22 protein-coding genes and 4 pseudogenes are annotated in these 25,421 nt (G+C 73.3%); 14 read left to right on the plus strand and 12 right to left on the minus strand.

Translation table 11 applies throughout. The features are described 5' to 3' along the window. The first annotated feature begins 13 nt into the window (after window positions 1-13). From HCJ94_RS24705 to HCJ94_RS24720, 4 genes are read left to right on the plus strand one after another with little or no spacing between them, the layout of a single operon-like run. Complete coding sequence (locus HCJ94_RS24705; RefSeq protein ID WP_168003439.1) at window positions 14-1,183, plus strand: ATP-grasp domain-containing protein; 1,170 nt, start codon at window positions 14-16, stop codon at window positions 1,181-1,183. Next, on the plus strand, window positions 1,180-2,802 hold the full coding sequence (locus HCJ94_RS24710) for an IucA/IucC family protein (protein ID WP_168003440.1): 1,623 nt from the start codon (window positions 1,180-1,182) through the stop codon (window positions 2,800-2,802). The genes HCJ94_RS24705 and HCJ94_RS24710 overlap by 4 nt, the downstream gene beginning before the upstream one ends. After that, a complete protein-coding gene (locus HCJ94_RS24715) occupies window positions 2,799-4,397 on the plus strand; it encodes an IucA/IucC family protein (protein WP_168003441.1) in 1,599 nt (532 codons plus the stop codon). Before HCJ94_RS24710 ends, HCJ94_RS24715 begins: the two co-directional genes overlap by 4 nt. Then, window positions 4,394-5,539 carry an alanine racemase gene (locus tag HCJ94_RS24720; protein WP_168003442.1) on the plus strand — a complete coding sequence of 382 codons (1,146 nt, stop codon included), beginning with the start codon at window positions 4,394-4,396 and terminating at the stop codon, window positions 5,537-5,539. The genes HCJ94_RS24715 and HCJ94_RS24720 overlap by 4 nt, the downstream gene beginning before the upstream one ends. 36 nt (window positions 5,540-5,575) lie before the next feature. Here HCJ94_RS24720 and HCJ94_RS24725 read toward each other — a convergent pair. Continuing rightward, window positions 5,576-5,953, minus strand: a pseudogene (locus HCJ94_RS24725) (DUF2470 domain-containing protein); the annotation flags it as partial. Here HCJ94_RS24725 and HCJ94_RS29705 point away from each other — a divergent pair. Then, window positions 5,934-6,256 (plus strand): annotated as a pseudogene (locus HCJ94_RS29705) (CbiQ family ECF transporter T component); the annotation flags it as partial. The pseudogenes HCJ94_RS24725 and HCJ94_RS29705 sit on opposite strands and share 20 nt — an antisense overlap. Then, a pseudogene (locus HCJ94_RS24735) lies at window positions 6,250-6,594 on the plus strand (ATP-binding cassette domain-containing protein); the annotation flags it as partial. The pseudogenes HCJ94_RS29705 and HCJ94_RS24735, both read left to right, overlap by 7 nt. A 63-nt stretch (window positions 6,595-6,657) precedes the next feature. On the opposite strand, the gene HCJ94_RS24740 reads toward HCJ94_RS24735, so the two are convergent. From HCJ94_RS24740 to HCJ94_RS24755, 4 genes are all read right to left on the minus strand, one after another. Next, on the minus strand, window positions 6,658-7,401 hold the full coding sequence (locus HCJ94_RS24740; RefSeq protein ID WP_168003445.1) for a YqjF family protein: 744 nt from the start codon (window positions 7,399-7,401) through the stop codon (window positions 6,658-6,660). A gap of 85 nt (window positions 7,402-7,486) precedes the next feature. Then, on the minus strand, window positions 7,487-8,389 hold the full coding sequence (locus HCJ94_RS24745; protein WP_168003446.1) for a bile acid:sodium symporter family protein: 903 nt from the start codon (window positions 8,387-8,389) through the stop codon (window positions 7,487-7,489). Window positions 8,390-8,544: 155 nt separating this feature from the next. Beyond that, window positions 8,545-9,279: a DUF899 domain-containing protein gene (locus HCJ94_RS24750; protein WP_168003447.1), complete on the minus strand. Its 735-nt coding sequence runs from the start codon at window positions 9,277-9,279 to the stop codon at window positions 8,545-8,547. Window positions 9,280-9,397: 118 nt separating this feature from the next. Further along, complete coding sequence (locus HCJ94_RS24755; protein WP_168003448.1) at window positions 9,398-10,930, minus strand: amino acid permease; 1,533 nt, start codon at window positions 10,928-10,930, stop codon at window positions 9,398-9,400. Between the two features lie 314 nt (window positions 10,931-11,244). On the opposite strand from HCJ94_RS24755, the pseudogene HCJ94_RS24760 reads away from it, so the two are divergent. After that, a pseudogene (locus HCJ94_RS24760) lies at window positions 11,245-12,674 on the plus strand (CocE/NonD family hydrolase). 88 nt (window positions 12,675-12,762) lie between these two features. After that, complete coding sequence (locus tag HCJ94_RS24765) at window positions 12,763-13,695, plus strand: DUF817 domain-containing protein (protein ID WP_168003449.1); 933 nt, start codon at window positions 12,763-12,765, stop codon at window positions 13,693-13,695. Between the two features lie 62 nt (window positions 13,696-13,757). Here the strand turns inward: HCJ94_RS24765 and HCJ94_RS24770 are convergent, their stop codons facing one another. The 7 genes from HCJ94_RS24770 to HCJ94_RS24800 are packed head-to-tail and all read right to left on the minus strand — an operon-like array spanning window position 13,758 to window position 19,839. Continuing rightward, window positions 13,758-14,993, minus strand: coding sequence for an acyl-CoA dehydrogenase family protein (locus HCJ94_RS24770; protein WP_168003450.1), 1,236 nt, complete (start codon window positions 14,991-14,993; stop codon window positions 13,758-13,760). Next, the gene (locus HCJ94_RS24775) at window positions 14,993-16,021 is read right to left on the minus strand and encodes a phosphotransferase family protein (protein WP_168003451.1); all 1,029 of its coding nucleotides are present in this window, start codon (window positions 16,019-16,021) and stop codon (window positions 14,993-14,995) included. The genes HCJ94_RS24770 and HCJ94_RS24775 overlap by 1 nt, the downstream gene beginning before the upstream one ends. After that, on the minus strand, window positions 16,018-16,470 hold the full coding sequence (locus HCJ94_RS24780; RefSeq protein WP_168003452.1) for a MaoC family dehydratase: 453 nt from the start codon (window positions 16,468-16,470) through the stop codon (window positions 16,018-16,020). The genes HCJ94_RS24775 and HCJ94_RS24780 overlap by 4 nt, the downstream gene beginning before the upstream one ends. A gap of 17 nt (window positions 16,471-16,487) precedes the next feature. Then, complete coding sequence (gene fabG, locus HCJ94_RS24785) at window positions 16,488-17,243, minus strand: 3-oxoacyl-ACP reductase FabG (RefSeq protein WP_168003453.1); 756 nt, start codon at window positions 17,241-17,243, stop codon at window positions 16,488-16,490. A 51-nt stretch (window positions 17,244-17,294) separates the two neighbouring features. Beyond that, a complete protein-coding gene (locus tag HCJ94_RS24790) occupies window positions 17,295-18,278 on the minus strand; it encodes an NADPH:quinone oxidoreductase family protein (protein ID WP_168003454.1) in 984 nt (327 codons plus the stop codon). Continuing rightward, entirely contained in the window at window positions 18,275-19,057 is a 783-nt protein-coding gene (locus HCJ94_RS24795) for an SDR family NAD(P)-dependent oxidoreductase (protein WP_168003455.1), read from the minus strand. The genes HCJ94_RS24790 and HCJ94_RS24795 overlap by 4 nt, the downstream gene beginning before the upstream one ends. Then, window positions 19,057-19,839 carry an SDR family oxidoreductase gene (locus HCJ94_RS24800; RefSeq protein WP_168003456.1) on the minus strand — a complete coding sequence of 261 codons (783 nt, stop codon included), beginning with the start codon at window positions 19,837-19,839 and terminating at the stop codon, window positions 19,057-19,059. Before HCJ94_RS24800 ends, HCJ94_RS24795 begins: the two co-directional genes overlap by 1 nt. Window positions 19,840-19,973: 134 nt before the next feature. On the opposite strand from HCJ94_RS24800, the gene HCJ94_RS24805 reads away from it, so the two are divergent. From HCJ94_RS24805 to HCJ94_RS24830, 6 genes are all read left to right on the plus strand, one after another. After that, window positions 19,974-20,579, plus strand: a complete 606-nt coding sequence (locus HCJ94_RS24805; protein ID WP_205801867.1) for a TetR-type transcription factor C-terminal domain-containing protein — start codon at window positions 19,974-19,976, stop codon at window positions 20,577-20,579. Between the two features lie 380 nt (window positions 20,580-20,959). Beyond that, complete coding sequence (locus tag HCJ94_RS24810) at window positions 20,960-21,472, plus strand: flavin reductase family protein (protein WP_168003458.1); 513 nt, start codon at window positions 20,960-20,962, stop codon at window positions 21,470-21,472. Then, the gene (locus tag HCJ94_RS24815) at window positions 21,473-22,537 is read left to right on the plus strand and encodes an ABC transporter substrate-binding protein (protein WP_168003459.1); all 1,065 of its coding nucleotides are present in this window, start codon (window positions 21,473-21,475) and stop codon (window positions 22,535-22,537) included. Beyond that, complete coding sequence (locus HCJ94_RS24820; protein WP_168003460.1) at window positions 22,534-23,364, plus strand: ABC transporter permease; 831 nt, start codon at window positions 22,534-22,536, stop codon at window positions 23,362-23,364. Before HCJ94_RS24815 ends, HCJ94_RS24820 begins: the two co-directional genes overlap by 4 nt. Beyond that, window positions 23,340-24,077 carry an ABC transporter ATP-binding protein gene (locus HCJ94_RS24825; RefSeq protein ID WP_168003461.1) on the plus strand — a complete coding sequence of 246 codons (738 nt, stop codon included), beginning with the start codon at window positions 23,340-23,342 and terminating at the stop codon, window positions 24,075-24,077. Before HCJ94_RS24820 ends, HCJ94_RS24825 begins: the two co-directional genes overlap by 25 nt. Before the next feature lie 2 nt (window positions 24,078-24,079). Continuing rightward, on the plus strand, window positions 24,080-25,411 hold the full coding sequence (locus HCJ94_RS24830; protein WP_240944484.1) for an LLM class flavin-dependent oxidoreductase: 1,332 nt from the start codon (window positions 24,080-24,082) through the stop codon (window positions 25,409-25,411). Window positions 25,412-25,421 lie beyond the last annotated feature (10 nt).

The following is a 25,421-nucleotide window of genomic DNA, read 5'->3' on the forward strand; positions in this document are numbered from 1 at the left end:
CGACGGAGGCGGGATGCGGCTGTACCTCACCGCGCTCAACCCCACCGACGCCGTCCTGGAAGGATTCCTCCCGGCGGCGGCCTCGCTCGGCCTGCCGGTCACCGTGCTGACCGACCGGCCCGAGCAGTGGCCCGACGGCACGCCGGTGGCGCGGTGCGCGGTCCGCGACGCGGAGGCCCTCGTCGCGGCGGCGGTCCGACCCGCGGCGCTGCTGTCCAACAGCGACCACCTCCAGGAAGCGACCGCGATCGCCGCCCGCACGCTCGGCCTGCCCGGCAAGGACCCCGACGCCGCCCGGCTCTGCAAGGACAAGGCCGCGGCCCGCCGGGCCGTCGCCGCCGCCGGGCTCGACCTGGTCCGCGCCGTCGCCGTCGACCCCGGAACGGTGCCCGCGGTGCCGGACGGGATGTTCCCCGCCGTCGTCAAGCCCCGCGACGGCGTCGCCAGCGAGGACGCGTACCTGGTGACCGACCCCGGCGAGCTGGCGGCCCGGGTCGCCGAGGTCCGCCGCCGCCGGCCCGACGTCGCGCTGCTGGTCGAGGAGTACCTCGCCGGCGAGCTGCGGACGTACGACACCCTCGGCGACGCGGCCGGCCTCGCCGTCCTCGGCGGGTGGCACACCGGCCTCGGCCCGCCACCGACGTTCACCGAGACGAGCCTCGACTGGTCGCCCCCGGCGGCACCGGAGGACATCGAGCTCCGGGCGCGGCTCGACGCGCTCGGCGTGCGCTTCGGCGCCTGCCACACCGAGTACGTCGTCCAGGACGGCCGGGTGCGGCTGATCGAGGTGAACTACCGCCTGATCGGCGACCGGATGGACCTGATCCTCGCCGAACTGCTCGGCGTGCCGCTGTTCGAACACGTCATCCGGCTGCACCTCGGTGAGCCGCTGACCGCCCTCGACCTGCCCGCCCCGGCCACCGTCGCGCGGCACGCCCGCGTCGAGTACGTCTGCGCCGACCGGTCGGGCCGGCTCACCACCGCTCCCGGCCGGCTGGACACCGTCGAGGACGGCGTCCGGCTGGCCTGCCGGCCCCTGCGGGAGGTGGGCCGGGTCGCCGACCGGACCGGCACCAACCGCGACTACCTCGCGGCGCTGCACGCCATCGGCCCCGACCGGGACACCGTCCGGAACGCCCTGGACGCCTTCCGACGCGGCCTGCGGTGGACGATCGTCGGATGACCGACGACAGCGAGCGGGAGGTGTTCCGCCGGGTGCTCGACGCGCTGCTGCGCGAGGACCACCTCGGCCTGCTCAGCCGCGGCCGACCGGACGGCCCCGGCCGGTGGGAGGTGCGGCACCCGGCCGGGCTGCTGCGGATCCCGGTCCGCGCGGACGGTTTCCAGCAGGTCCTCCGCAGCGCCGCACCCGTGCTGCACGTCGTCGCCGACGGGGACGCCCACGATGTGGACACCCTGGACGGACTGCTGGCCCTGCTCGCGCCGCGGGACGACCCGGAGGCCGAAGCCGGCTGGGCCGCGTTCGCCGCCGAGTGCCGCGCCGACCTCGGTGCCCGCCGGCTCGCCGCCGGGGCCCGGCGGCGGGTGCTCGCCTCGGTCGCGGCCGAACGCGCCACCACCCCCGCCGGCATGCCGGCGGCGCTGCTCGACGACGTGCTCGCCGCGTACGCCGGCCATCCGGTCTACCCCACCGACCGCTGCCGGCACGGGCTCGGCGACGACGACCTGCGCCGGTACGCCCCCGAGCACGCGCCCCGCTTCGCCCTGCGCTGGTACGCCGCCCGCGCCGAGGCGGTGCGGCTCACCGGTGACCGTCCCGAGTGGTGGCCGCGGGCGCGGGGGACCGACCGGGTGCTGATGCCGGTGCACCCGCTCACCGCGGAACGCTACGGGCTGCCGGTGACCGACCTGCCGGCGCTCACCGTACGGCCCACCCTCTCCATGCGGACGGTGGCGCTCGCCCACGACCCGTACACCCATCTGAAGCTGCCGCTGCCGACCGCGACCCTCGGCGCCCGGAACCGGCGGACCCTGCATCCCGACACCCTCGCCGACGGCGAGGCGGTCGCCGGGCTGCTCGACCAGATCGCGACCACGGAACCGGCCTTCACCGGCCGGATCCGGCACGCCGACGAGAGCACCTACGGGCACGTCGGCGGCGACGAGCGGCTCAGCTTCCTGCTCCGCCGGTTCCCGCGCGACCTGGCCGGGTTCCAGGTGGTGCCGGTCGCGGCCCTCGCCGCGCCCGACCCGGTGGCGGGCACCGTGCTCGAACGGGTCGCCGCGCGGCCCACGGACCTCGTGGCGTCCTACCTGGACCTTCTGCTCGACTGGCACGTCTGCCTGTGGCTACGGTACGGGGTGGCCCTCGAGGCCCACCCGCAGAACATCCACCTGCTGGTGCACCCGGACGGGACGGTCGGCCTGCTCTACAAGGACAACGACGGCGCCCGGCTGGACCCGCGCCATCGCGGGCCCGGTGGGCTCCCGCTGCGGGACGACCGGATGTGGGCGCGCGACTCGCAGGAGCTGGCCGACGTGTTCATCACCATCACCCTGCATCTGGCCGCGGCGGCGCCCCTGCTCTCCCTCGCCGCCCGAGGGGTACGCGTACCGTCGCCCGCCGCCGCGCTCGCACCGAGGTTGGCGGCGGCCCGCGACCGCTGGGGCGACGGGCCGGCGGCGCGGTCCTTCACCGAGCGGGTGCTGCGCGCCGCCCGGCTGCCGGTCAAGGCGATGCTCACCGCCGGCACCCTGTTACCGAAGCAGCGGCTCGGCTGCGCCGACGTCAACAAGTACTACCGGCGTACCGGCCCGAACTACCTGCGGGAGACACCATGACGGACACGGTGTCGCCACCCCGGCCACGCCTCGGCACCGACCGGCGCGCCGACCTGGCCGCCGCCCACGCCGTCTTCGGCTGCCTGGTACGCGAGATCGCCCTGCCCGACGGCGACGTGACCGTGCGCGCGGGCGCGGCGGTCCTCCGGCTGCGGCACCTCGACGTGGCGCTGCGCTGCGCCGTCGCGCGGATCTCACCGCTCGGCGCGCACCGCTACGCCGGCCCGGTGCAGCTGCGGCTCGACGGCGACCGGTGGGCGGACCTGGCCGCGAGCCGGCTGGCCGAGCTGGTCGCCGCGGAACTCACCGCCCGCACCGGCCGGACGAACGACGAGTTCGTCGGGCAGGTGCGGGCCAGCCGGGACGCGGTGACCCGGCTGCTGGCCGACCGGCCGGAACGGGATCCCGCCCCGAGCGGGGAGCCCGCCATCGACGCGTACGTGGACTCCGAACAGTCGTTGCTCTTCGGCCACCCGCACCACCCCGCCCCGAAGTGGCGCAGCGGTGACCCGGACCGCTGGCGGGCGTACGCGCCGGAGCTGCGCACCGCGTTCCGGCTGCACTGGCTCGCGGTCCCGGACGACCTGGTCGCGGACGCCGGACCGTTCGACCCGCTGGTGGCGGCCCTCGAACCCCCGCGCCCGCCGGCCGGACACCGGGCGCTGCCGGTGCATCCCTGGCAGCTGTCGCTGATCCCACCGGCGCATCCCCGGGTCCGTCGACTGGGGCCGGCCGGCGTTCCGGTGCGGCCGACGGCGAGCGTCCGCACCCTCTACGCCCCCGAGGCCGACCTGTTCGTCAAGACCAGCCTGCACGTGCGGATCACCAACTGCCTGCGCAAGAACGCGCGGTACGAGCTCACCGGCGCGGTCGCCCTGACCGAACTGCTGGCCCGGGTGCCGATGCCGGCCGGGGTCGCGCTGCTCGCCGAGCCCGCCTACCGCACGGTCGACGCTCCGGGTGCGGACGAGGCGTACGGCACGATCCTGCGCACCGGCCTGCGCCCGCACCTGAGGCCAGGCGACACCCCGCTGCTGGCGGCGGCGCTGGCCGCCGCGCCACTGGCGGTGGCCGACCCGGTGGCCTGGTGGCGGGCGTACGTCGGGCTGCTCGTGCCGGTGGTGCTGCACAGCTGGCTCCGTCACGGCGTCGTGCACGAGGCGCACCTGCAGAACGTGGTCGTGGTGCTCGATCCCGAACGCCGCCCGGTGCGGATGCTGCTGCGGGACCTGGAGGGGGTGAAGCTGGACACCGGCCGGTGGGCCAACTGGCCGGACGGCGTCCCGTCGCAGGCCGCGTACGAGCCCCGGGACGCTCTCCGCCGCGTCGTCTACTGCCTGTTCGTCAACCACCTGGCGGGGATCTGCGGCGCGCTCGCCGACGCGCGGCCGGGCATCGAACCGCGGCTGTGGCGGGAGGTCGGGGCGGTGGTCGCGGCGGTGGCCGCCGACCTCGGCGACCCGCCCGAACTACGGGCGCTGCTGCGCGGCGAGCCGCTGGTGGCCAAGGCGAACCTCCTGGTGCGGTGGCGGCGCGACGCCGACCGCGCCGCGCCGTTCGTGCCCGTGCCGAACCCGTTCGGCAGGCTCCGGTGACCCGGCCGGTCTACGTGCACGACCTCGACGGGCTGGCCGCGCACGTCCGGACCGTCCGGGCTGCCCTGCCACGGCCGGTCGAGCTGCTCTACGCCGTCAAGGCGAACCCGGACCCGGGCGTGCTGCGGACCCTCGCCCCGGTCGTCGACGGGTTCGAGACCGCCAGCCGCGGCGAACTGCGGCGGATGGCCGAGGTGCTGCCCGGACGGGTACCGGCCGCGTACGCCGGGCCCGGCAAGACCGACGAGGACCTCGCCGCCGCCCTGGCCGCGGGCGTGGACCGCATCCATGTCGAGTCGCCGGCCGAGCTGCGGCGCCTCGGCGCGCTGGCGATCGCCGCCGGCACGTCGGCCCGGGTGCTGCTCCGGGTGAACCTCCCGGTGGACGCGCCCGGTGCGAGCCTGGTCATGGGCGGCGGGCCCAGCCCGTTCGGTATGGACCCGGCCGACGCGGTGGAGTGCGTCCGCCATCCGCCGGCCGGCGTCGAGGTACGGGGCGTACACGCCCATCTGGCCAGCGGGCTGGACGCCCCGCTCGCCGGCGCGGTCGCCGCCGCCGTCGTCCGTTGGTCGGTCGCCGAGGTCGGCGCCGCGGAGGTCGACGTCGGCGGCGGCATGGCCGTCGACTACGCCGACCCGACGGCGAGGTTCGACTGGGTGGGCTACGGCCGGGCGCTGGCGGACGTCCTCGACGCGCACCCGGGGCTGCGGCTGCGAATCGAGCCGGGGCGGTCGGTCACCGCCTACTGCGGGGCGTACCTCGCCGAGGTGGTCGACGTGAAGCGTTCGCACGGCGAGTGGTTCGTGGTGGTGGAGGGCGGCACGCACCACCTGCGTACACCGGCGGCGAAGGGGCATCCGCAGCCGTTCACGGTGCACCGACGGCAGGACGCCGACGGTCCCCGCACCGACGGCGGGCCGGTCACCGTGGTCGGGCAGTTGTGCACCCCCAAGGACATCCTGTCCCGGTCGACCGCCGCGGGGCCGATCGGCGTGGGGGACGTGCTGGTCTTCGCCATGGCCGGGGCCTACGCCTGGAACATCAGCCACCGGGACTTCCTGCTGCACGAGCCGCCGGAGTTCCGGACCGGTGATCCGCACCGGGTGGCCGCCGAGTGGGCGGCACGACCGTCCCGGTCGTGATCGGGGGTACGGGCGGCTCCGGCGCCGGCCGCCGCGTCAGGTCGGCCACGTCCGGACGCGGCGAGGGCAGGCGGCGCCGTGGTCGAGCAGCACGGCGATGCGCCCGCCGAGCTCGTCGGGGTGGCGCAGCGCGGGGGCGAACCCGAGCCGGACGTCCCGGTGGCCGCTCGCGTGCTCCATCCGGAGCACGAGTCCGTGCCGATCGAGGCGGACCGGGACGACCCGTCGCACGCCGTGCCGGTGGCGTGGGTCGACCAGGCGGCAGAGCTGCTCGATCGTCCGCGGGTGATGGCGGTCGAGGTGGCAGAGCAGCTCCGCCTCGTCGGCGGCGAGGGGGTCCGGTTCGGCGGCGGCGAACTCGACGGGATCGACCGTCGTGGTGGCCCCCGCGACGCTGAGTTCGGCGGCGCTGACGTACCGGATGCTCTTCCTGCTGGTGGACAGCGTGCGCACGGTCCGGGAGGCGCAGGCCGCGGCTCGGATTCCGGACCTGGCGCACCGCCTACCGCTCCCTCGCCGGGCAGGCGGGAGCGGTGTTCGTCCGGGCGTTCAGCCGCGCCCACCGACTCGAGGAGGGGCTGGCGTTGCGGGGATACAGCGGATCGCTCGCGGTGCAGGGTGGAGGTCCTCCGGGTGTCGCCGCCGTTCGTGGCGGCGACCGTGGGACTGCTCGGGGCGATCGTCGCCGCCACCGTCTGGTTGGGGCCCCGGTGGTGACCGGCCCGCTGCTGGAGCTGTCCGACGTGCACTTCGCCTACCAGCCCGAGCGTCCGGTTCTCACCGGTGTCAGCCTCCGGGTGGAGGCGGGCCGGCGGCTGGCCGTGGTGGGGCCGAACGGCGGCGGGAAGACCACCCTGTTCCGGCTGGCGGCCGGCTCGCTGACGCCCGGCTCCGGGCACGTCGCCGCCGCCGGTGCCCGGGTGCGGCACACCCGGGCCGGCCTGCGGGCACTGCGGCAGCAGGTCCAGCTGGTGTTGCAGGACCCGGACGACCAGCTCTTCTCCGCCAGCGTCCGGCAGGACGTCTCCTTCGGGCCGGTGAACCTCGGGCTGCCCCCGGCCGCCCTCCTCGGTCGCGAGGAGCCGGCGGCCGACGGCGGCCAGGCGAGGCCGTAGCGGTCAGCTCCGTCGCCGCAGACCGACCGGTGGGCCGAAAACGACCGGGACACCCGGCGAGTAGAGCACGCTGGCCGGATGCCCCGTCGGCGGCGGAAGCCCGGCGGCGGTGACCAGTTCGTCGTCCAGGTGCAGCAGCTCGGCCCGGTGCAGCGGCCAGCGGGGATGCCAGTTCGGCAGGTGCAGGGTGCGCCCCCACGCGCGGGTGTGCAGCCCCCACCGGGCGGTGACGAAGTGCTCCAGCGGGGTCGGGTCGGCGATCGGCTCACCCACCCGGACCTCCATCCGGCTCGTCGTACCGGCCGGGCCGGGCCAGCGGCGCCGGAGCCGGTACGTGAAACGGTCACCGTCGCGGTCCAGCCGCATCGCCGACCACAGGTACGGCAGCCGCAGTGTCGCCCGGGCGACCAGCACCGGAACCAACCGGGACGCGTCGAGCGAGCGGAACACCACCGCACGCCGGCCGGTGCCGTCGACCGAGTACAGCCGCACGTTGGTCTCCCAGAAGGTGCCGAAGTACGGCACTTCCGGCCCTCGGCCCAGGCCCAGCCCGACCATCCGGAAGCCGATCAGTCCGACGTAGGTCACCCCGTCGAGCGTGTCCGGACGGGTGCCGGGCGGCAGCAGGGGCGCCACCAGATCGGGTGCGACCGCCCAGTGCAGGAAGGTGAGATCCTCCCAGCGCTGCCGGAGGATCGCTCGCGGGAACGCCCGCTCGGGCGCGCAGTCCACCGGCTCGATGTCCACACGTCCATCCTCCCCCGGGCTGGACACCCACCGTGCCGGCGGGCCGGCGGCGAGGCGTCCGAGCCGAGAGTGGCCGGTGGTCGCGTCACGCCGCCGTGGTCCGTCGCCGGCGCGTGGTGTCCGCGCCGACGTGGCCGCGGCGGGCGGCGACGAAGCCGAAGACGGCGGCGGTGAAGAACATCAGGGTGCCGTAGATGGCCGGCGGCATGGCGATGTCGTTGTTGTCGAGCAGGGCCGGGCTGAGCGCGATCGTAATGGCCAGGGTCGCGTTGTGGATGCCGATCTCGAACGACGACGCGACGGCCTCCCGGTGCCCGACGCCCAGCAGGCGCGGTGCCGCGTACCCGATGGCCAGGCTGACCAGGTTGAACAGCAGGGCGATGAGACCGACGGCGCCGACGGTGGCGGCGAGTTCGTCCTTGATGCCGATCACGGCACCGGTGAGCACGACGACGAGGACCACGATGGAGAGGATCTTCACGGGGCGCTGCATGCGCGCGGCGAAGTCGGGACGACGCCGACGGACGACCATCCCGATCGAGATCGGGATGAGGACCAGCGCGAACACTTGGAGGACCTTGTCGAACTGCAGGCCGATCGAGCTGTCCGAGCCGATGAACGCGGCCACCGACAGGTTGACGATCAGGGGCAGGGTGAACAGCGCGAGCACCGAGTTGATGGCGGTCAGGGTGACGTTGAGCGCGACGTTGCCCTTGAACAGGTGGCTGTAGAGGCTGGCCGTGCTGCCGCCGGGCGAGGCGGCGAGCAGCATCATCCCGACCGCCAGTTCCGCACGCAGGCCGGCGGCGACCACCAGGCCCAGGCAGATGACCGGCAGGACCAGCATCTGGCAGAACAGGGAGACGAGTACGGCCCGGGGATAGGTGACGACGCGACGGAAGTCGTCCACGGTGAGGGTGAGCCCGAGACCGAGCATGACGATGCCCAGGGCGACGGGGAACAGCACGATCGACAAGCCGGTACTCATGGCGGTGGCCTCCTGATCGCGGTACGCGAACGACCACCGGATCGTCACACCGGGGCGGCGCGACCGTCATCTCGTGGTGTGCGCACTCCGCGACGCGCGGCCGGACCGGCCACCCCGGCCCGGGCAGGGGTGGCCGGGCCGGGGACGGCGTGCCGTCAGTGGCAGTGCCCGGCGTCCGCGGTGACCACCTCGTATCGGTCGTGGTGGGGGAACTCGTTGACGTACCGCTGCCGGCCCAGCGGCGTCAGGTCCAGGTAGTTGTAGGTGGTGAGCACCGCGTCGAGACCCCGGCCGTACGTCGAGTAGGTGTGCAGGACCCGGTCGTCCGCGTCGACGACGAAGACGCTCAGCCCGTGCGCCTCGCCGTGCAGGTGGTGCGTCAGCCCCTCCCGCTCCAGGGTCGCGCGGTCCTTGTAGTTGTACTCCACCGGCGCGACCGTCTCGTCGAGGGTGACGTGGAAGTCGTAGTTGAAGTCGGTGCCGTAGGACGAGTACCAGGGGAACGTCCAGCCCATGCGGGCCTTGAACGGTGCGATGGACGACAGTGGCGCGCGGGAGACGGCGACGAACGTCGTGTCACCGGCGTGCAGGTGCGCGAGGTGGCCCAGGTTGTCGACCAGGAACGAGCAGCTCGTGCACCCCTCGCTCCAGCTCGGGTCGAACATGAAGTGGTAGACGAGGAGCTGCCGCCGTCCCTCGAACAGGTCGCGGAGCTGTACCGGCCCGTCCGGTCCCGCGAACCGGTAGTCCTTGTCGACGACGACCGCCGGCATCCGGCGGCGCAACGCGGTCACCTCGTCCCGCAGCCGGGTGAGGTGCTTCTCCCGATCGAGCAGCTCCGTGCGGACAGCCAGCCACTCGTCCTGCGACACGACCTTCAGATCATCCATGTGCGGCACACCCTTCCGATCCGGGGAGAGTGACCATCACATCACGATGGGTGAACGCCTGAGAACGCGCGGTCGTGCGGAATCAGTGGCGGCGACCGTACGGCCGCCGTCGGCCGGCCTACCGCGGCGGGGGTGACGCGGAGCCGAACCCCGTGTCGAGGTCCGACCCCCCGGGCATCGGCGGACGCTCCCGCTCGCCCCGGGCGAGCTGGCTGTTGCGGCGGCTGTACAGGAAGTAGACGAGTAGCCCCAGCACCATCCAGGCGAGGAAGCGCAGCCAGGTCTCCACGGTGAGGAACAGCATCAGCACGACGCAGGCGACGATCGCGAGGACCGGTATCACCGGTCCCCCGGGCACGCGGAAGCCGCGCGGCAGGTCCGGCCGGGTACGGCGCAGCAGGATGACCGCCGCGGCGACGAGGACGAACGCGAACAGGGTGCCGATGTTGACCAGTTCGGCGAGTTCCTCCAGCGGGACGAACCCGGCGAGCACGGCCACCAGGACGCCGACGATGACGGTGATGCGGTGCGGTGTGCCGTATCGCGGATGCACCCGGCTCAACCAGCGCGGCAGCAACCCGTCACGGCTCATGGCGAACGCGACCCGGCTCTGACCCAGCATCAGGATCATGACCACGGTGGTCAGCCCGGCGAGGGCGCCGACGGTGATCAGGTTGGCGAAGAAGGGCTGGCCGACCGCCTGGAACGCCGCGGCCAGCGGTGCCGCCGTGTCCAGCTCGGCGTAGTTCTGCATGCCCACCACCACCAGCGAGACGGCGACGTAGAGCGCGGTGCAGATCGCCAGCGAACCGAGGATTCCGCGCGGCAGGTCGCGCTGCGGCACCCGGGTCTCCTCCGCCGCGGTGGCCACGATGTCGAACCCGATGAACGCGAAGAACACGAGTGCCGCCGCCGCGAAGATGCCGCTGACGCCGAAGTTGGCCGGGGCCTGCCCGAAGACGGCCTCCAGCAGGGTGGCCTCGGCGCCGGAGCCACCCGCCGCCGGCTGGGCCGGCGGGACGAACGGTACGTAGTTGTCGCCCTTCAGGAAGAACAGCCCGGCGGCGATCACGAAGAGCACCACCGCCACCTTGACGGCGACCACCACGGCGTTCACCCGGGACGAGATCTTGATGCCGGCGACCAGGACCGCGGTGAGGATCAGCACGATGAGCGTGGCGGGCACGTTGAACACGCCGCCCTCGCCGCCGGTGACGGCGGCGGGCAGGTTCACCCCGAGCGTCTCCAGGAGCACCGCGAGGTACTGCGACCAGCCCACCGCCACCACGGCTCCGGCCAGCACGAACTCCAGGATCAGGTCCCACCCGATGATCCACGCGACGAGCTCGCCGAGCGCCGCGTACGAGTAGGTGTAGGCGCTGCCCGCGACCGGGACCGTGGACGCGAACTCCGCGTAGCACAGCGCCGCCAGGGCACAGGCGACACCGGCCAGGACGAACGACAGCGCCACCGCCGGTCCGGCGGTCCGGTTGGCGGCCACGCCGGTGAGCACGAAGATGCCCGTACCGATGATCACGCCGACGCCGAAGACGGTGAGGTCCAGGGCCGACAGCTCCCTGCGGAGCTGGTGCTCCGGCTGCTCGGTGTCACGGATCGACTGCTCGACCGATTTCCTGCGCAAGAGGCTCACGATCGGACCACCTCACCGTTCCAGAGCGACTGACGACTGCCCACCGGCTAACGACTGACCCCCGAAACCGGAAACTGAACGTGGTCGCCAGGGCGCAGGAATATCCCCGACGTCCCGCGGGCCGCGGTTCGACTGGACCGCGTGGCAGCGCCCACGCGGCCGGTCCCACCGGCGGTGATCGACGGATCCGCCGACCGGGCCTAGCATGCAGATATATCGATGTCCGTCCGCCTCTGGCCGGCTCCGGCCACCAGCCCGACCGAAGGGAGACGCGCGTGCGTCGACGCCCTCAGCGGGCACTGCTCGGGGTCGGCGTGTCCGGCGCGCTGGTCCTGGGCGGAGCCCCTGCGGCGGCCGGGCCGGCGGCGGCCACACCCGGCTCGGACGGCTGCCCGACCAGCGGCGACCAGGCCGAGACGCTCGGCACGCGGGCGGTCGTCGACTGGCTGAACGGGCGGGCGAAGGGGTACGACGCGAACGGCGTACCGGTCACCGCCGGCTGGACCACCGGTGCCGTCGGGATGACCGGCGTCTCCTACAACGGGACGCTGCCGAACCAGGTGGCGACCACCGGCGTCCCGGGCCTCCGGACCATCGTGCCGGTCGCCGCGATCAGCAGCTGGTACGACCACTACCGGGCCAACGGCCTCGTGGTCGCACCCGGGACGTTCCAGGGCGAGGACACCGACGTCCTGGCCCGGTTCACCGCCGGCCGGGCGCGGGCCGAGGGCCCCTGCGCCGACGAGATCGCCGAGCTGACCGCGGAGCAGGACCGGGTCACCGGCGACTACACGCCGTTCTGGCGGGATCGCGACCACCTCGACGCCCGGAACGTCAGGGCGAGCGTCTTCGTCGTGCACGGCCTCAACGACTGGAACGTGAAGACCGAGCACTTCGCCGGCTGGTGGGACGAGCTCGCCCGGCGGGACGTGCCCCGCAAGATCTGGCTGCACCAGGGCGGGCACGGCGGCCCGGGCAGCACCGCGTCGGTGACCCTGCCCGACGGCCGCACCTGGATCTACAAGCAGACCGAGAACCGCTGGTTCGACCACTGGCTGTGGGACGTACCCAACGGGATCATGGACGAGCCGACCGCGGTGCTGCAGCGGGAGGACCGGGCGTACACCACGTACGCGAACTGGCCCGACCCCGGCGCCCGGGACGTCGCGCTGAAGCTGGCCGCGACCGACGCGGCGGCCCCCGGCACGCTCGGCACGCGCCGGCCGCCGAGGTCGACGGTCGAGCAGAGCTTCGTCGACGAGGGCCGGACCATCCACCCGGACACCCTGGTGGCCGACCCGGACACGGCGAGCCCCCACCGGCTCGCCTACCGCTCCCCCGTGCTGACCCGGGACGTCCGCATCTCGGGGCGCCCGGAGATGCGGCTGCGGATGGCGATCGACAACAAGCCGGACGCGAACCTCACCGCGTACCTGGTCGACTACGGCCCGGCCGGCACCACCGCCGCGCCGACCGTCGTCACCCGGGGCTGGATGGACCCGCAGAACCGCAAGGACCCGTCCCGCACCCAGCCGCTGAGGCAGGGCAAGCTGTACGACTACCGGTGGACCCTGGAGCCGAAGGACCACGTCTCCCGGCGGGTCACCGGATCGGTGTGGTCGTCTTCTCCAGCGATCAGGAGTACACCCTGCTGCCGCTCGGCGGGACGAGGTTGCGCGTGGCGCCGCACGACAGCGAACTGCGTCTCCCCGTGGTCGGAGGACGGGCCGTTCTCGGATTCTGAACCACCGGGCCGGAGCGCGGGGTGACCGGTCGGCGCGACCGCACCCCGGCGGCGCCGCGTGACCTGCCCGGACGATAGCGTCGGGGCGATGCGTACCCCGTCCGGACCCGCCGCCCTGACCACGGCCGAACGCGCGATCGACGCCCGCTTCCGCGCGATCCTGGCGCGACTGCCCCGGCACGGGCCGGCCGGCTGGCTGACCGAGTTCGCGGTCTTCGGCCTCAAGCAGGCCTGGGCGTGCGTGTTCGGTGGGGCGATGCTGGCGGTCATCCTCGCCGCGCACCTGTGGTACCCGGACGACGCCGCACTGGCCCGCAACGACGTCCTCACCCTCGCCGCGGTCGCCATCCAGATCGCCATGGTCGCCGGGCGCCTGGAAACCCTGCGCGAGCTGCGGGTGGTGGTGCTGTTCCACGTCGTCGGCACGGTCATGGAACTGTTCAAGACCCACGTCGGCTCGTGGTCCTACGAGCCCGACGGCGTGCTGCGGCTGGGTGGGGTGCCGCTGTTCAGCGGCTTCATGTACGCCGCCGTCGGCTCCTACATGGTCCGGGTCAACCGGCTGTTCGACCTGCGTTTCGCGTGCTACCCGAGGCGCTGGGTGACAGCTGTCGTGGCTGCGGCCATCTATGCCAACTTCTTCACCAACCACTACGCCCAGGACGTGCGGTGGCTGCTCATCGCCGCCGTCGCGCTCGTGTTCGGGCGGTGTGTCATGCAGTTCCGCATCTTCCGGTTCCGCTGGCGCATGCCGCTCCTGCTGGCCTTCGTCCTCGTCGCCTTCTTCATCTGGCTCGCGGAGAACATCGCCACCTGGTCGAACGCGTGGCTCTACCCGAGCCAGGTGGGCGGTTGGCACCCGGTCTCGGCGGCCAAGCTCGCGTCGTGGTTCCTCCTCATGATCATCTCGGTCGTGCTGGTCACCTGGATCTCGCCGCCGCAGCCGCCCGACGACGGCCGGCCGGCCGCGTCACCGGACGCCGACGCGGCCCAGCCCGCCCCCGTCTCCCGGACCGGCTGAGCCGCTCGGCGGGCGCGACGCCCCTCGACCGGCCGGCGCGGTCCCCGGCCAACCGCCACCGGTCAGGCGCGGCTGCTCCCCCGCGCGGCGGCCTGGCGGCGCAGTTCGTGGCGCGCCAGCGCGTTCTTGTGCACCTCGTCGGGTCCGTCGGCGAAACGCAGCGTGCGGATGCGGGCGTACGCGGCCGCCAGCGGGAAGTCCTGGGAGAGGCCGGCGGCACCGTGCACCTGGATGGCCTTGTCGAGAATCCACTGGACCGTCTCCGGCGTGGCGATCTTGATCGCCTGGATCTCGGTGTGGGCTCCCTTGTTGCCGACGGTGTCCATCAGCCAGGCGGTCTTGAGCACGAGCAGGCGAAGCTGCTCGATCCGCACCCGGGACTCGGCGATCCACTCCCGGATCACCCCCTGCTCGGCCAGCGGCCGGCCGAACGCGGTCCGCTGCTCGGCGCGGGCGCACATCAGCTCGACGGCCTGCTCGGCGAGACCGATGGAGCGCATGCAGTGGTGGATGCGGCCGGGACCGAGCCGCGCCTGCGCGATCGCGAACCCGTCGCCCTCGGCGCCGATCATGTTCTCCACCGGCACCCGGACGTCGTGGAACTCCAGCTCGGCATGCCCGCCGTGGTCGTGGTCGTCGTACCCCAGCACCTCCATGCCCCGCCTGATCTCCAGGCCCGGGGCGTCCCGCGGGACCAGCACCATGGACTGCTGCCGGTGCCGCTCGCCGCCCGGGTCGGTCTTGCCCATGACGATGAAGATCCGGGCGTTGGGGTTCATCGCGCCGGTGATCCACCACTTCCGGCCGTTGATCACGTACTGGTCGCCGTCCCGCTCGATCCGGGTGGAGATGTTCGTGGCATCCGAGGACGCCACGTCCGGCTCGGTCATCGCGAACGACGACCGGATCTCACCGTTCAACAGCGGCTCCAGCCACTGCTTCCGCTGCTGCTCGGTGCCGAACATCGCCAGCACCTCCATGTTCCCGGTGTCCGGTGCGGCGCAGTTGAGGGCGGCGGGGGCGATCGAGCTGCGTCCGGTGATCTCCGCGAGCGGGGCGTACTGGAGGTTGGTCAGGCCGGCCCCGTGCTCGCCCGGCAGGAAGAGGTTCCACAGCCCGCGCTTCCTCGCGGCGGCGCGGAGTTCCGCGAGCACGGGAACCGAGTCCCAGGCCCAGCGGTCACCGAGCTGCCCGAGCTGCTCGTGGAAGACCGGCTCCGCCGGGCGGATGTGGCTGTCCATGAAGTCCAGGAGGTTGTCGCGCAGCCCCTCGGTCCTGGGGTCCGGGTTGAAGTCCATCAGTGCTCCTTGAGGTAGGTCAGGCCCGCGTCGAGCAGCAGCTCGCTGACCTCGCCGAGGCGCTCGAAGCCGGGGCCGACGGTCTGCCCGCGCAGGTGGCGGTAGTGGATGCCCTCGCAGATCGCGGCCAGCTTGAAGGCCGCCAGGCCGAGGTGGAAGCCGAGTGGTGGGAGGGGTTGGGTGCTGCGCGCGGCGTACCGCTCGAGGATCTCGTCCTCGGTCAGGAAGCCGGGCGCGGAGGAGGCGTCGGCCACCGCCTCACCGACGAGCCGGCCGAGACGCTGGTAGAGCACCAGCAGGGCCAGATCGGTCAGCGGGTCGCCGAGGGTGGCCATCTCCCAGTCAATGACCGCGGCGACCCGGTCGCGATCGTCGGTGAGCACGTTGTCGAGGCGGTAGTCGCCGTGGACGATGCCCGGCGCCGAGCCGCTCGGCACGGCGGACGCCAGGCGGGCGTGCAGCTCGTCGGCGGCCGGCAGGTCGCGGCAGTACGACGCGTCGAGCTGTCTCCGCCAGCGGCTCACCTGCCGGGCCAGGAAACCCTCCGGCCGGCCGAAGTCGGCCAGCCCCACGGCCGCCGGCTCGACCGCGTGCAGGGCGGCCAGGGTGTCGACGAGCCGGGTCGAGATGACCCGGGTGCGGTCCGGGCCGAGCCGTTCCAGGTCGGCGGCGTGCCGGTACGCCGTACCGGCGACCCGCTCCATCACGTAGAACGGCGCGCCCAGCACCTCGGTGTCCGAGCAGAGCGCGTAGGTCGCCGGAACCGGCACGTCGGTGGCCCGCAGCGCCGACATGACCCGGTACTCGCGGGCCATGTCGTGCGCCGTGGACAGCACGTGACCCAGTGGCGGCCGCCGGACCACCCAGGTCGTCCGCCCGTCACCGACCTCGTAGGTGAGGTTGGACTTCCCGCCGGCGATCAGCCGTGCGGTCAGACCGCCGGCCGCCCCGGGAACCGAGGAGGCGAACCAGTCCGCGAGCCGGGTCAGGTCCAGGCCCGGTGGATCCTGCGGTGCCGTGCGGGTCACGGGACCAGGATGCTGACGGTCTCGACCACGCAGGCCGGCTTCTCGGCGCCGGCCAGCTCGACCGTCACCTTCGCCGTCAGCTGGTAACCGCCGCCGCCGGGCACCAGCGACAGCAGCTCCACCCCGGCACGCACCTTCGAGTCGACGGGGACCGGTGCGGGGAAGCGGAGCTTGTTGGCGCCGTAGTTGACACCCATCCGCACCCCCTCGACCTTGTACACCTGCCAGACCAGCATCGGCACCAGCGACAGGGTGAGGTAGCCGTGGGCGATCGTGCCGCCGAACGGGCCGTGGGCCGCCTTCGCGGGGTCGACGTGGATCCACTGGCGGTCACCGGTCGCCTCGGCGAAGGCGTCGATCTGCTGCTGGCTGACGGTGTGCCAGTCGGAGTGGCCGAGGTGCGTGCCGACCGCCTGCGCGAGCTCCTCGATGCCCTGGAAGACCTTCATCGTCACTCCTCCCCCGCTCAGGCCTTCGGCCCGCCGGCGACGTACAGCACCTGGCCGGACACGAAACCCGCGCCCTCGCTGACGAAGAACGACACGGCGTGCGCGATGTCCTCCGGGGTGCCGGTGCGGGCGACCGGGATCTGCGCCGCGGCACCCTTCTTGAAGTCGTCGAACGGCACGCCGAGCCGCGCCGCGGTGGCGGCGGTCATCTCCGTCTCGATGAAGCCGGGGGCGATCGCGTTGGCGGTGACACCGAACTTCCCGAGTTCCAGGGCGAGGGTCTTGGTGAAGCCCTGCAGCCCGGCCTTGGCGGCCGCGTAGTTGGCCTGCCCGCGGTTGCCCAGCGCGGACGTGCTGGACAGGTTGACGATCCGCCCCCAGCCGGCCTTGGTCATGTAGCCCTGTACGGCGCGGGTCACGAGGAACGAGCCGCGCAGGTGCACGTTCATGACCGCGTCCCAGTCGTCGGCGGTCATCTTGAACAGCAGGTTGTCCCGGGTGATGCCGGCGTTGTTGACCAGCACGGTGGGCTCCCCCACCTCCCCGGCGATCCGGTCCACGGCCGCCGCCACGGCCTGCTCGTCGGCGACGTCGGCGCCGACGGCCAGGGCGCGGCCACCGCCGGCCTCGATCTCCTCGACGACCGGCTTGCACGCCGTTTCGTTCAGGTCCACCACGGCGACGGCGAACCCGTCCCGTGCGAGCCGCTTCGCGACGCCGGCACCGATGCCGCGGGCCGCTCCGGTGACGACCGCGGTACGGGTGATGGTCATGGGGTCAACTCCTCACTGGGTGGGGGGAAGGGGAAGGGGCAGGAAAGACGGTCACGAGACGTACACCACCCGGCCGACGGTGACGCCGTCGGCGAGCCGCTGGATCCCCTCGGCCGCGTCGGCGAGCGGGAGGCGCTCGCTGACCAGCGGCCGTACCGCGCCCTGGTCGGCCAGCGCGGTGAGGGCCCGATGGCATTCGCCGACCGCCGCCGGGTCGTAGCGGTGGTAGAGGCCCCAGTGCAGGCCGACGATGGAGTAGTTCTTCACCAGGGCGTGGTTGAGCGCGGCGGACTGGATCCGGCCGCCGGCGAAGCCGACCACGAGGATGCGCCCCTCGAAGGCGACGCACTTGGTCGAACGCTCGTAGGTGTCGCCGCCGACCGGGTCGTACACGACGTCGGCGCCCCGGCCGCCGGTCTCGGCCCTGACCACCTCGACGAAGTCCTCGTCGCGGCGGTCCACGACCACGTCGGCGCCCAGCGCGCGGGCGACGGCCGCCTTCTCCGGACCGCCCACGACGCCGATCACCCGGGCGCCGGCCGCCTTGCCGAGCTGGACGGCGGCGCTGCCGACGCCGCCGGCCGCCGCGTGGACCAGCAGCGTCTCGCCCGCGCGCAGGCCGGCCCGGCGGTGCAGGCCGAACCAGCCGGTCTGGTACCCGATGTAGAGCGAGGCCGCCTCGGCGTCGTCGAGCGCCGCCGGCGCGGGGAACGTGGTCGCCGCGTCCAGGAGCGCGAGCTCCCCGAACCCACCGGACGGCAGCACCGCGCCGCCGAGCACCCGGTCGCCCGGCGCGAACCCGTCGACCCCCGCGCCGAGGGCGACGACCTCGCCGCACAGTTCGACGCCCGGTGTGAACGGGAGCTGCGGCTTGACCTGGTACTCGCCGCGGCACATCAGCACGTCGGGGAAGTTGGCCGGGCACGCCAGCACCTTCACCACGAGTTGGCCCGGCCCCGGCTCCGGGTCCGCCACGTCGACGAGCCGCAGCACGTCCTGCGGCTCGCCGAGCTCGGCCACCTGCCATGCCCTCATCCGAGCGCCCCCTGCTCCTCGAGTCCTCGCTGAAGCCTGTTCATGCCGGTCAGCCACCGGTCGGTGTCGGTGGCGCGGTGGACGTAGTACTCGGCCGCCCGGGGATGCGGCAGGACCAGGAACCGGTCGTCGTGCAGGGCCTGCCACGTGGCCTCGGCGACGTCCTCGGGGGCGAGGGCCCCGTCGTGGGCGAGCAACCCCTGCAGCGGCCCCGCGCGCTCGAACATCCGGGTGCGGACGCCCTGCGGGCAGATCGCCTGCACCACCACTCCGCGGTGCCGGTAGGTGGCCGACAGCCACTCGGCGAAGGCGACGCAGGCGTGCTTGCTGACCGCGTACGCCGGATTCCCGAGCGACGTGAGCAGCCCGGCCGCGGACGCGGTCACGACGAACCGGCCCGAACCACGCGCGACCCAGGCGGGCATCAGCAGCCGGACGGCCCGCACGTGCGCCATCACGTTCACCTCGTGGCTGGCGGCCCACTCCTCCTCGCTGGCCCCGAGCCCCCGGCCACGCTCGATCCCGGCGTTCCCGAACCACATGTCGATGCTGCCCAGGTGCTCCCGTGCCGTCTCGACCAGCGCGGCGACGCCCCGCTCGCCGGCGGCGTCGCCGGGAGCGGCGTGCCCCCCGACCTCCTCGGCCACCTGGACGGCCGCGTCGGCGTCGAGGTCGTTCACCACGACACGCGCCCCCTCGGCCGCGAGTCGGACGGCCAGGGCGCGCCCGATGCCGTGGCCGGCGCCGGTGACGACGACGCCCCGGTCCCGTACCGGCATCAGACACCTCCGGTGAGGGTGAGGCCGCCGTCGACGACCAGCAGCTGGCCGGTGATCCAGGCGGCGTCGTCCGAGAGCAGGAACGCGACGGCACCGCCGACGTCCTCGGCGACACCGAGCCGCTTCAGCGGGTACGCGGCAGCCACCTGCTCCTCCCGGCCCTCGTAGAGGGCGGTGGCGAACCTCGTCTTCACGACGGCCGGGGCGACGGCGTTCACCCGGACGTCCGGGGCGAGTTCCACGGCGAGCTGCTGGGTGAGGTGGGTGAGCATCGCCTTGGTGGCGCCGTAGAACCCGATGCCGGGCGCGGGCCGGACACCGGCCACCGAGGAGACGTTGACGACGGCGCCGCCGTGCTCCTTCATCCAGGCCCGATGGGCCTGCTGCACCCAGGACAGGGCGGCCAGGCAGTTCACCTCGACGACCTTGCGGGCCGCCGCCAGGTCCAGCTCGACCATCGGGCCGTACGTCGGGTTGATGCCGGTGTTGTTGACCAGGAGGTCGGCGCTGCCGAACGTGTCGACGGCGCGGGCGACGACCTCGGCCTGGTGGTCGGCGTCGTCGGCGTGGCCGGCGACGCCGAGTGCGTGCTCGGGGCCCAGCCGGGCGACCGCCTCGTCGAGCGCCTCCCGCCTGCGGGCGGTGATGACGACGTTGGCGCCGTCGGCGACCAGCCGCTCGGCGATGGCCAGCCCGATGCCCCGGCTCGCACCGGTGACGATCGCCGTCCGTCCGGCGAACCTCCCGGGCGTCGGTGCTACTCCGTTTCGAGGTGCGGTCACGACACGGCTCCATGGTTACTAAGCGCTTGCTTAGGATACATTCGATGGAGTGTGCGGCAGCCGCCCGGCCGCCGTCAACAGGTCGGACCCCGGCGCCCGTGGTATCAATGCCCGGCGAGGTTCCGGACGGAAGGATGGACGCGTTGACCGACACCGCCGAGCTCTCCCGCGCCGACGCGACCCGCGCGCGGCTGCTGGAGGCGGCCGTCACCGCGTTCGCCGAGAAGGGCTTCCACGGCACGACCACGCGCGACATCGCCGCCGCGGCGGGGCTGAGCCCGGCCGCGCTCTACGTGCACCACAGGTCGAAGGAGGAGCTCCTCTACCTGATCTCGCGATCAGGGCACGACCACGTGCTCCGGTTGGTGCAGGACGCCGCCGCGTCGTCCGACGATCCCGCCACGGCGCTCCGGCGGGTGGTGCACGACTTCGTGGTCGTCCACGCCCGCGACCACACCAGTACCCGCGTCGTCAACTACGAGCTGACCGCGCTCAGCCCCGAGCACCTCGCCGAGATCCAGGCCGTCCGCCACCGCATCGAGCAGGCGATCCGCCAGCTCATCGAGAGGGGCGTCGGCGCCGGGGTCTTCGACACCCCGGACCCACGAATGGCGGGCGCCGCGCTGATGTCGCTCGGCGTCGACCTCGGCCGGTGGTACCGCGACGAGGGCGGCTGGAGCCCCGAGCACATCGCCGACCAGTACGCCGAGATGGCGCTGCGCATCGTCGGCGCCCGCTGAGACCCGGGCCGGACGCACCGCCCGCTCGCCGTCTCGGCGCGTAACGCATCGACCCTCTCCGAAGGCGCAGCGGCGTCCCAGCGTACAGGATTCCTACTTGACATGTAGGAATTGTGGGTTAACGTGGTTGCCATGATCAGCCAGGCGAACCCGCTCGACGGCACCGCGGTCGCGGTGTCCCGGGGATGCTGCCGTGGCTGGACCACCGCGCGCGGCCGCTGCCGCTGAACGCGCATTCCTGACTTCTCCCCCACCGCCACGCCGCCGGCTCGACGACGACCGGCCGCGTCCCCGCGATCCGATCAACGGCTTCGATGCCGCGTCACACCCGCACCTGCCCGGGCCGGCGCGTGCCCGCCGTTCTCGACAGGAGGAACGTCATGACCGTCACCGCCGAACCGTCCGCACCGGTCGACCCGGACACGTTCCGCGCCCTGCTGCGCCGGCACGCCGCGTCGGTCGCGGTGGTCACCGCCGCGGGCGACCCGCCGGCGGGCTTCACCGCGACCTCGTTCACGTCGGTGTCCCTGCACCCGCCACTGGTGTCGTTCTGCCTGGCCCGGTCGTCGTCGAGCTGGCCGACCGTCGCCGGCGCGGGGCACGTCGCGGTGCACCTGCTCGGCGAGGAGCAGGGGGACGTCGCGCGGACGTTCGCGACCAGCGGCATCGACCGCTTCGCCGCGCACTCCGGATGGCGCTACGGCCCGTACGGGGTGCCGCTGCTGCACGAGCCGGTCGCCTGGCTGCTGTGCCGGGTGACCCAGCGGGTGCTCGCCGGCGACCACGCGATCGTGCTGGCCGAGCCGCTGGCCGGAAGCCACGGCGAGGGCGCACCCCTGCTCTACCACATGGGGCGGTACGCCGCCCTGAACCCAGTCACGAAGGAGTCGTAGGTGAAGTCGCCAATCATCCTGGACCGCCGGGCGTTCCTGTCCGCCACCCTCGGCGCGGTCGCGCTGGGCGTGACCGCGTGCGCGGGAGACGACGCCCCTCGGGCGGCGCTGGCCGCCGGCGCGCCGCTGCCCGAGTCCGTACCGAAGGGCACCACGCTCGTCGTGGGCGACAAGGAGCACCAGAAGGCGATCCAGTTCTCCGGCGAGGCGGAGAAGTTCACGTTCGAGGTGGAGTGGGCCAACATCAGCGGCGGTCCGCAGACCCTGGAGGCCTTCCGCGCCGACGCCCTCGACATCGGGGCGGTCGCCGACATTCCGCCGATCCACTCCCACTGGACGAACATCCCCACCAAGATCGTCGCGTCGAGGTTCCGCCAGGACCCGCTGAACCACGCCATCTACCGGCTCGGCGTCGCGCCCGGCGTCGCGGTCGCGACGCTCGCCGACATCCGCGGCAAGAAGGTCGCGTACAGCCCGGGACAGGCACAGGGCGCGTTGGTGCTGCGGGTCCTGCACAAGGCCGGACTGACCAAGGAGGACGTCGAACTGGTGGAGCTGCCGAGCACCGGTGACGTCTACGCGACCGCGCTCGCCAGCCACCAGGTCGAGGTCGCCCCGATCGGTGGCGTGCAGGTCAAGCGCTACGAGACCAAGTACGGCCGGGAGGGCGCCACCACGATCGCGCACGGCCTGCGGGACGATCCCGGCCACCTGTACGTGCCGGTCACCGTGCTGGCCGATCCGGCGAAGGCGGCCGCGATCCGCGAGTACGTGCAGGCGTGGGCACGGGCCTGGCGGTGGCGGGAGGCCAACCCGGAGGAGTGGATCGAGCGCTACTACGTCAAGGACCAGGGTCTCAGCGCCGAGGACGGCAGGTGGCTGGTCGAGAACGCCGGCGTGGCCGACATCCCGGCGAGCTGGACCGAGGCGATCGCCCGGCACCAGGAGACCATCGACCTGCTGGCCAAGGCGACCGGGAACAGGAAGCTCAGAGCCGAGGACCTGTACGACCGGCGGTACGAATCCGTCGCCGCGGACGCGCTGGCCGCCGGGGGTGCCCGATGACCGCCTCCGTTCTCACCCGGCCGACGGCGACCGTCCCCGTCCGTACGTCGAGGCGCCGCCTGAGGCCGGGCCGTCCCATCCCGTTCGGGTCGGCGATCGGGCCGTTCCTGCTCCTGGCCGGGTGGGCGGTCGGTTCGGCGGCCGGCTGGATCGACGCCCGTACCCTGTCGGCGCCCTGGACCGTGGTGACGACGGCGGGCGACCTCATCGCCGACGGCCGGCTCCAGGACAACCTGGCCATCTCGGCCCAGCGGGCCGGCCTGGGCCTCGCCATCGGCACCGCCGTCGGCACCGTGCTCGCGGTGATCGCGGGCCTCAGCCGCTGGGGCGAGGCCGTCCTCGACGGCCCGATCCAGATCAAGCGGGCCATCCCGGCGCTCGCACTGGTGCCGCTGCTCATCCTCTGGTTCGGCATCGGCGAGCAGATGAAGGTCATCACCATCACGCTGGGCGTGTTCGTTCCCGTCTACATACATACGCACAACGGGCTGCGGAGCATCGACAGCCGGTACGTCGAACTGGGCGAGTCGCTGCGGCTGCCGCGGGCCGCCTTCATCCGCCGGATCGTGCTGCCCGGCGCGCTGCCCGGCTTCCTGCTCGGCATGCGGTTCGCGGTCGTCGGCGCGTGGCTGTCCCTGGTGGTCGTCGAGCAGATCAACTCGACCAGCGGCATCGGCTACATGATGGAGCTGGCCCGCGAGTACGGCCAGACCGACGTGATCATCGTCGGACTCGTGCTGTACGGACTGCTCGGGCTGCTGTCCGACGGCGCCGTCCGGCTCGCGCAGAGGAGGGCGCTGTCGTGGCGACGCACGCTGGCGGACTGACCGCCACCCGGACCGTACGCGTCCAGGGGTTGGTGCGCGGCTTCGGTAATCGGGCCGTCCTGGACGGGTTCGACCTGGAGATCGGCGCGGGCGAGTTCGTCGCGCTGCTGGGCCGCAGCGGCTCGGGCAAGAGCACCCTGCTGCGGGCGCTCGCCGGCCTGGACGGCGACGTCACCGGCTCGGGCCGGGTCGACGTGCCCGGGAACTCGTCGGTCGTCTTCCAGGACGCCCGGCTGCTGCCCTGGCAGCGCGTCCTGGACAACGTCGTCCTCGGCCTGCGCGGGCCGGACGCCGACGAGCGCGGCCGCGCGGCCCTCGCCGAGGTCGGCCTGGCGGGGCGGGAGCGCGCCTGGCCGAACGAGCTGTCCGGTGGCGAGCAGCAGCGGGTGGCGCTGGCCCGGGCGCTGGTGTCCGAGCCGGAACTGCTGCTGGCCGACGAGCCCTTCGGCGCGCTGGACGCGCTGACCCGGCTCCGCATGCACGACCTGCTGCGCGAGCTGTACGCCCGGCACCGGCCCACGGTGCTGCTCGTCACGCACGACGTCGACGAGGCCGTCACGCTGGCCGACCGGGTGCTGCTGCTCGACAGCGGGCGGATCGCGGTCGACCTCGCCATCGACCTGCCGGCACCACGGTCGCACCGGCAGCCACAGTTCCTCGCGTACCGCGAATCCCTGCTGCGGGCGCTCGGCGTCGACCAGACGGAAGGATGACCATGCTGCACCTCAACGCGTTCCTGATGGGCGTCGGCCACCACGAGGCGGCCTGGCGGCTGCCGGAGAGCGACCCGTTCGCGCAGACCGACGTCGAACACTTCACACGTCTCGCCCGCATCGCCGAACGCGGCAAGCTCGACTCGCTCTTCCTCGCCGACAGCCCGGTGCTGTGGAACAGCATCGGCCGGCGGCCGGGCGGCACGCTCGAACCGACCGTGCTGCTCACCGCCCTGGCCGGTGCGACCGACCACATCGGACTGATCGCCACCGCCTCGACGACGTACAACGAGCCGTTCAACCTGGCCCGCCGGTTCGCGTCGCTGGACCACATCAGCGGTGGCCGGGCCGGCTGGAACATCGTCACCACCGCCGGCGAGCAGGCGGCCCGGAACTTCAACCTGGACCACCTGCCGGCCCACCGGGACCGGTACGAGCGGGCGGCCGAGTTCATCGAGGTGTCGCTGAAGCTCTGGGACAGCTGGGACGACGCCGCACCGCTCGGCGACAAGGACGCCGGGCGGTGGGGCGACGACGACCTGCTCTACCCGCCGGAGCACTCCGGGCGGTACTTCCGGGTGGCCGGCCCGCTCAACGTCCCCCGCTCCCCGCAGGGCTACCCGCTGCTCGTGCAGGCCGGGTCGTCGGAGGACGGCAAGGAGCTGGCCGCCCGGTACGCGGAGGCCGTCTTCACCGCCCAGCAGACGCTCGCCGAGGGGCAGGCGTTCTACCGCGACCTCAAGCGGCGCACCGCGCAGCTCGGCCGTGACCCGGACACCATCAAGATCCTGCCGGGCATCGTGCCGGCGATCGGCGCCACCGAGGCGGAGGCCCGCGCGCTGGAGGACGAGCTGGACCGGTTGATCAAGCCCGAGTACGCCCGGCAGCAGCTCGCCACCACGCTGCGGGTCGCCCCGGAAGACCTCGACCTGGACAAGGAGCTGCCCGCCGACCTGCCCAGCGAGGACGAGATCGAGGGCGCCAAGAGCCGGTACACGCTGATCGTCACCCTGGCCCGCCGGGAACGGCTGACCGTACGCCAGCTCATCGGCCGGCTCGGTGGCGGGCGCGGGCACCGCACCTTCGCCGGCACGCCGGAGCAGGTCGCCGACGCCATCGAGGAGTGGTACCGCGGCGGCGCGGCCGACGGCTTCAACATCATGCCGCCGGTGCTGCCGTCCGGGCTGGAGACGTTCGTCGACCACGTCGTGCCGATCCTCCAGCGCCGGGGCCTGTTCCGCACCGAGTACACCGGGGCCACCCTGCGCGACCACTACCGGCTGCCCCGCCCGGCCAACCAGTTCACGCGGCAGCTCGCGGCCGCCTCCCGCTGATCCCCAGGAA

Origin of the sequence: Micromonospora thermarum (assembly GCF_012034245.1) — a bacterium.
Lineage (GTDB): Bacteria > Actinomycetota > Actinomycetes > Mycobacteriales > Micromonosporaceae > Micromonospora > Micromonospora thermarum.

Excerpts from the sequence above, each read along its gene's own strand:
- HCJ94_RS24705 (WP_168003439.1), top strand. The coding sequence starts at position 14 with ATGCGGCTGTACCTCACCGCGCTCAACCCCACCGACGCCGTCCTGGAA.
- HCJ94_RS24710 (WP_168003440.1), top strand. The coding sequence starts at position 1,180 with ATGACCGACGACAGCGAGCGGGAGGTGTTCCGCCGGGTGCTCGACGCG.
- HCJ94_RS24715 (WP_168003441.1), top strand. The coding sequence starts at position 2,799 with ATGACGGACACGGTGTCGCCACCCCGGCCACGCCTCGGCACCGACCGG.
- HCJ94_RS24745 (WP_168003446.1), bottom strand. The coding sequence starts at position 8,389 with ATGAGTACCGGCTTGTCGATCGTGCTGTTCCCCGTCGCCCTGGGCATC.
- HCJ94_RS24750 (WP_168003447.1), bottom strand. The coding sequence starts at position 9,279 with ATGGATGATCTGAAGGTCGTGTCGCAGGACGAGTGGCTGGCTGTCCGC.
- HCJ94_RS24765 (WP_168003449.1), top strand. The coding sequence starts at position 12,763 with ATGCGTACCCCGTCCGGACCCGCCGCCCTGACCACGGCCGAACGCGCG.
- HCJ94_RS24770 (WP_168003450.1), bottom strand. The coding sequence starts at position 14,993 with ATGGACTTCAACCCGGACCCCAGGACCGAGGGGCTGCGCGACAACCTC.
- HCJ94_RS24780 (WP_168003452.1), bottom strand. The coding sequence starts at position 16,470 with ATGAAGGTCTTCCAGGGCATCGAGGAGCTCGCGCAGGCGGTCGGCACG.
- fabG (WP_168003453.1), bottom strand. The coding sequence starts at position 17,243 with ATGACCATCACCCGTACCGCGGTCGTCACCGGAGCGGCCCGCGGCATC.
- HCJ94_RS24790 (WP_168003454.1), bottom strand. The coding sequence starts at position 18,278 with ATGAGGGCATGGCAGGTGGCCGAGCTCGGCGAGCCGCAGGACGTGCTG.
- HCJ94_RS24795 (WP_168003455.1), bottom strand. The coding sequence starts at position 19,057 with ATGCCGGTACGGGACCGGGGCGTCGTCGTCACCGGCGCCGGCCACGGC.
- HCJ94_RS24805 (WP_205801867.1), top strand. The coding sequence starts at position 19,974 with ATGGACGCGTTGACCGACACCGCCGAGCTCTCCCGCGCCGACGCGACC.
- HCJ94_RS24810 (WP_168003458.1), top strand. The coding sequence starts at position 20,960 with ATGACCGTCACCGCCGAACCGTCCGCACCGGTCGACCCGGACACGTTC.
- HCJ94_RS24820 (WP_168003460.1), top strand. The coding sequence starts at position 22,534 with ATGACCGCCTCCGTTCTCACCCGGCCGACGGCGACCGTCCCCGTCCGT.
- HCJ94_RS24830 (WP_240944484.1), top strand. The coding sequence starts at position 24,080 with ATGCTGCACCTCAACGCGTTCCTGATGGGCGTCGGCCACCACGAGGCG.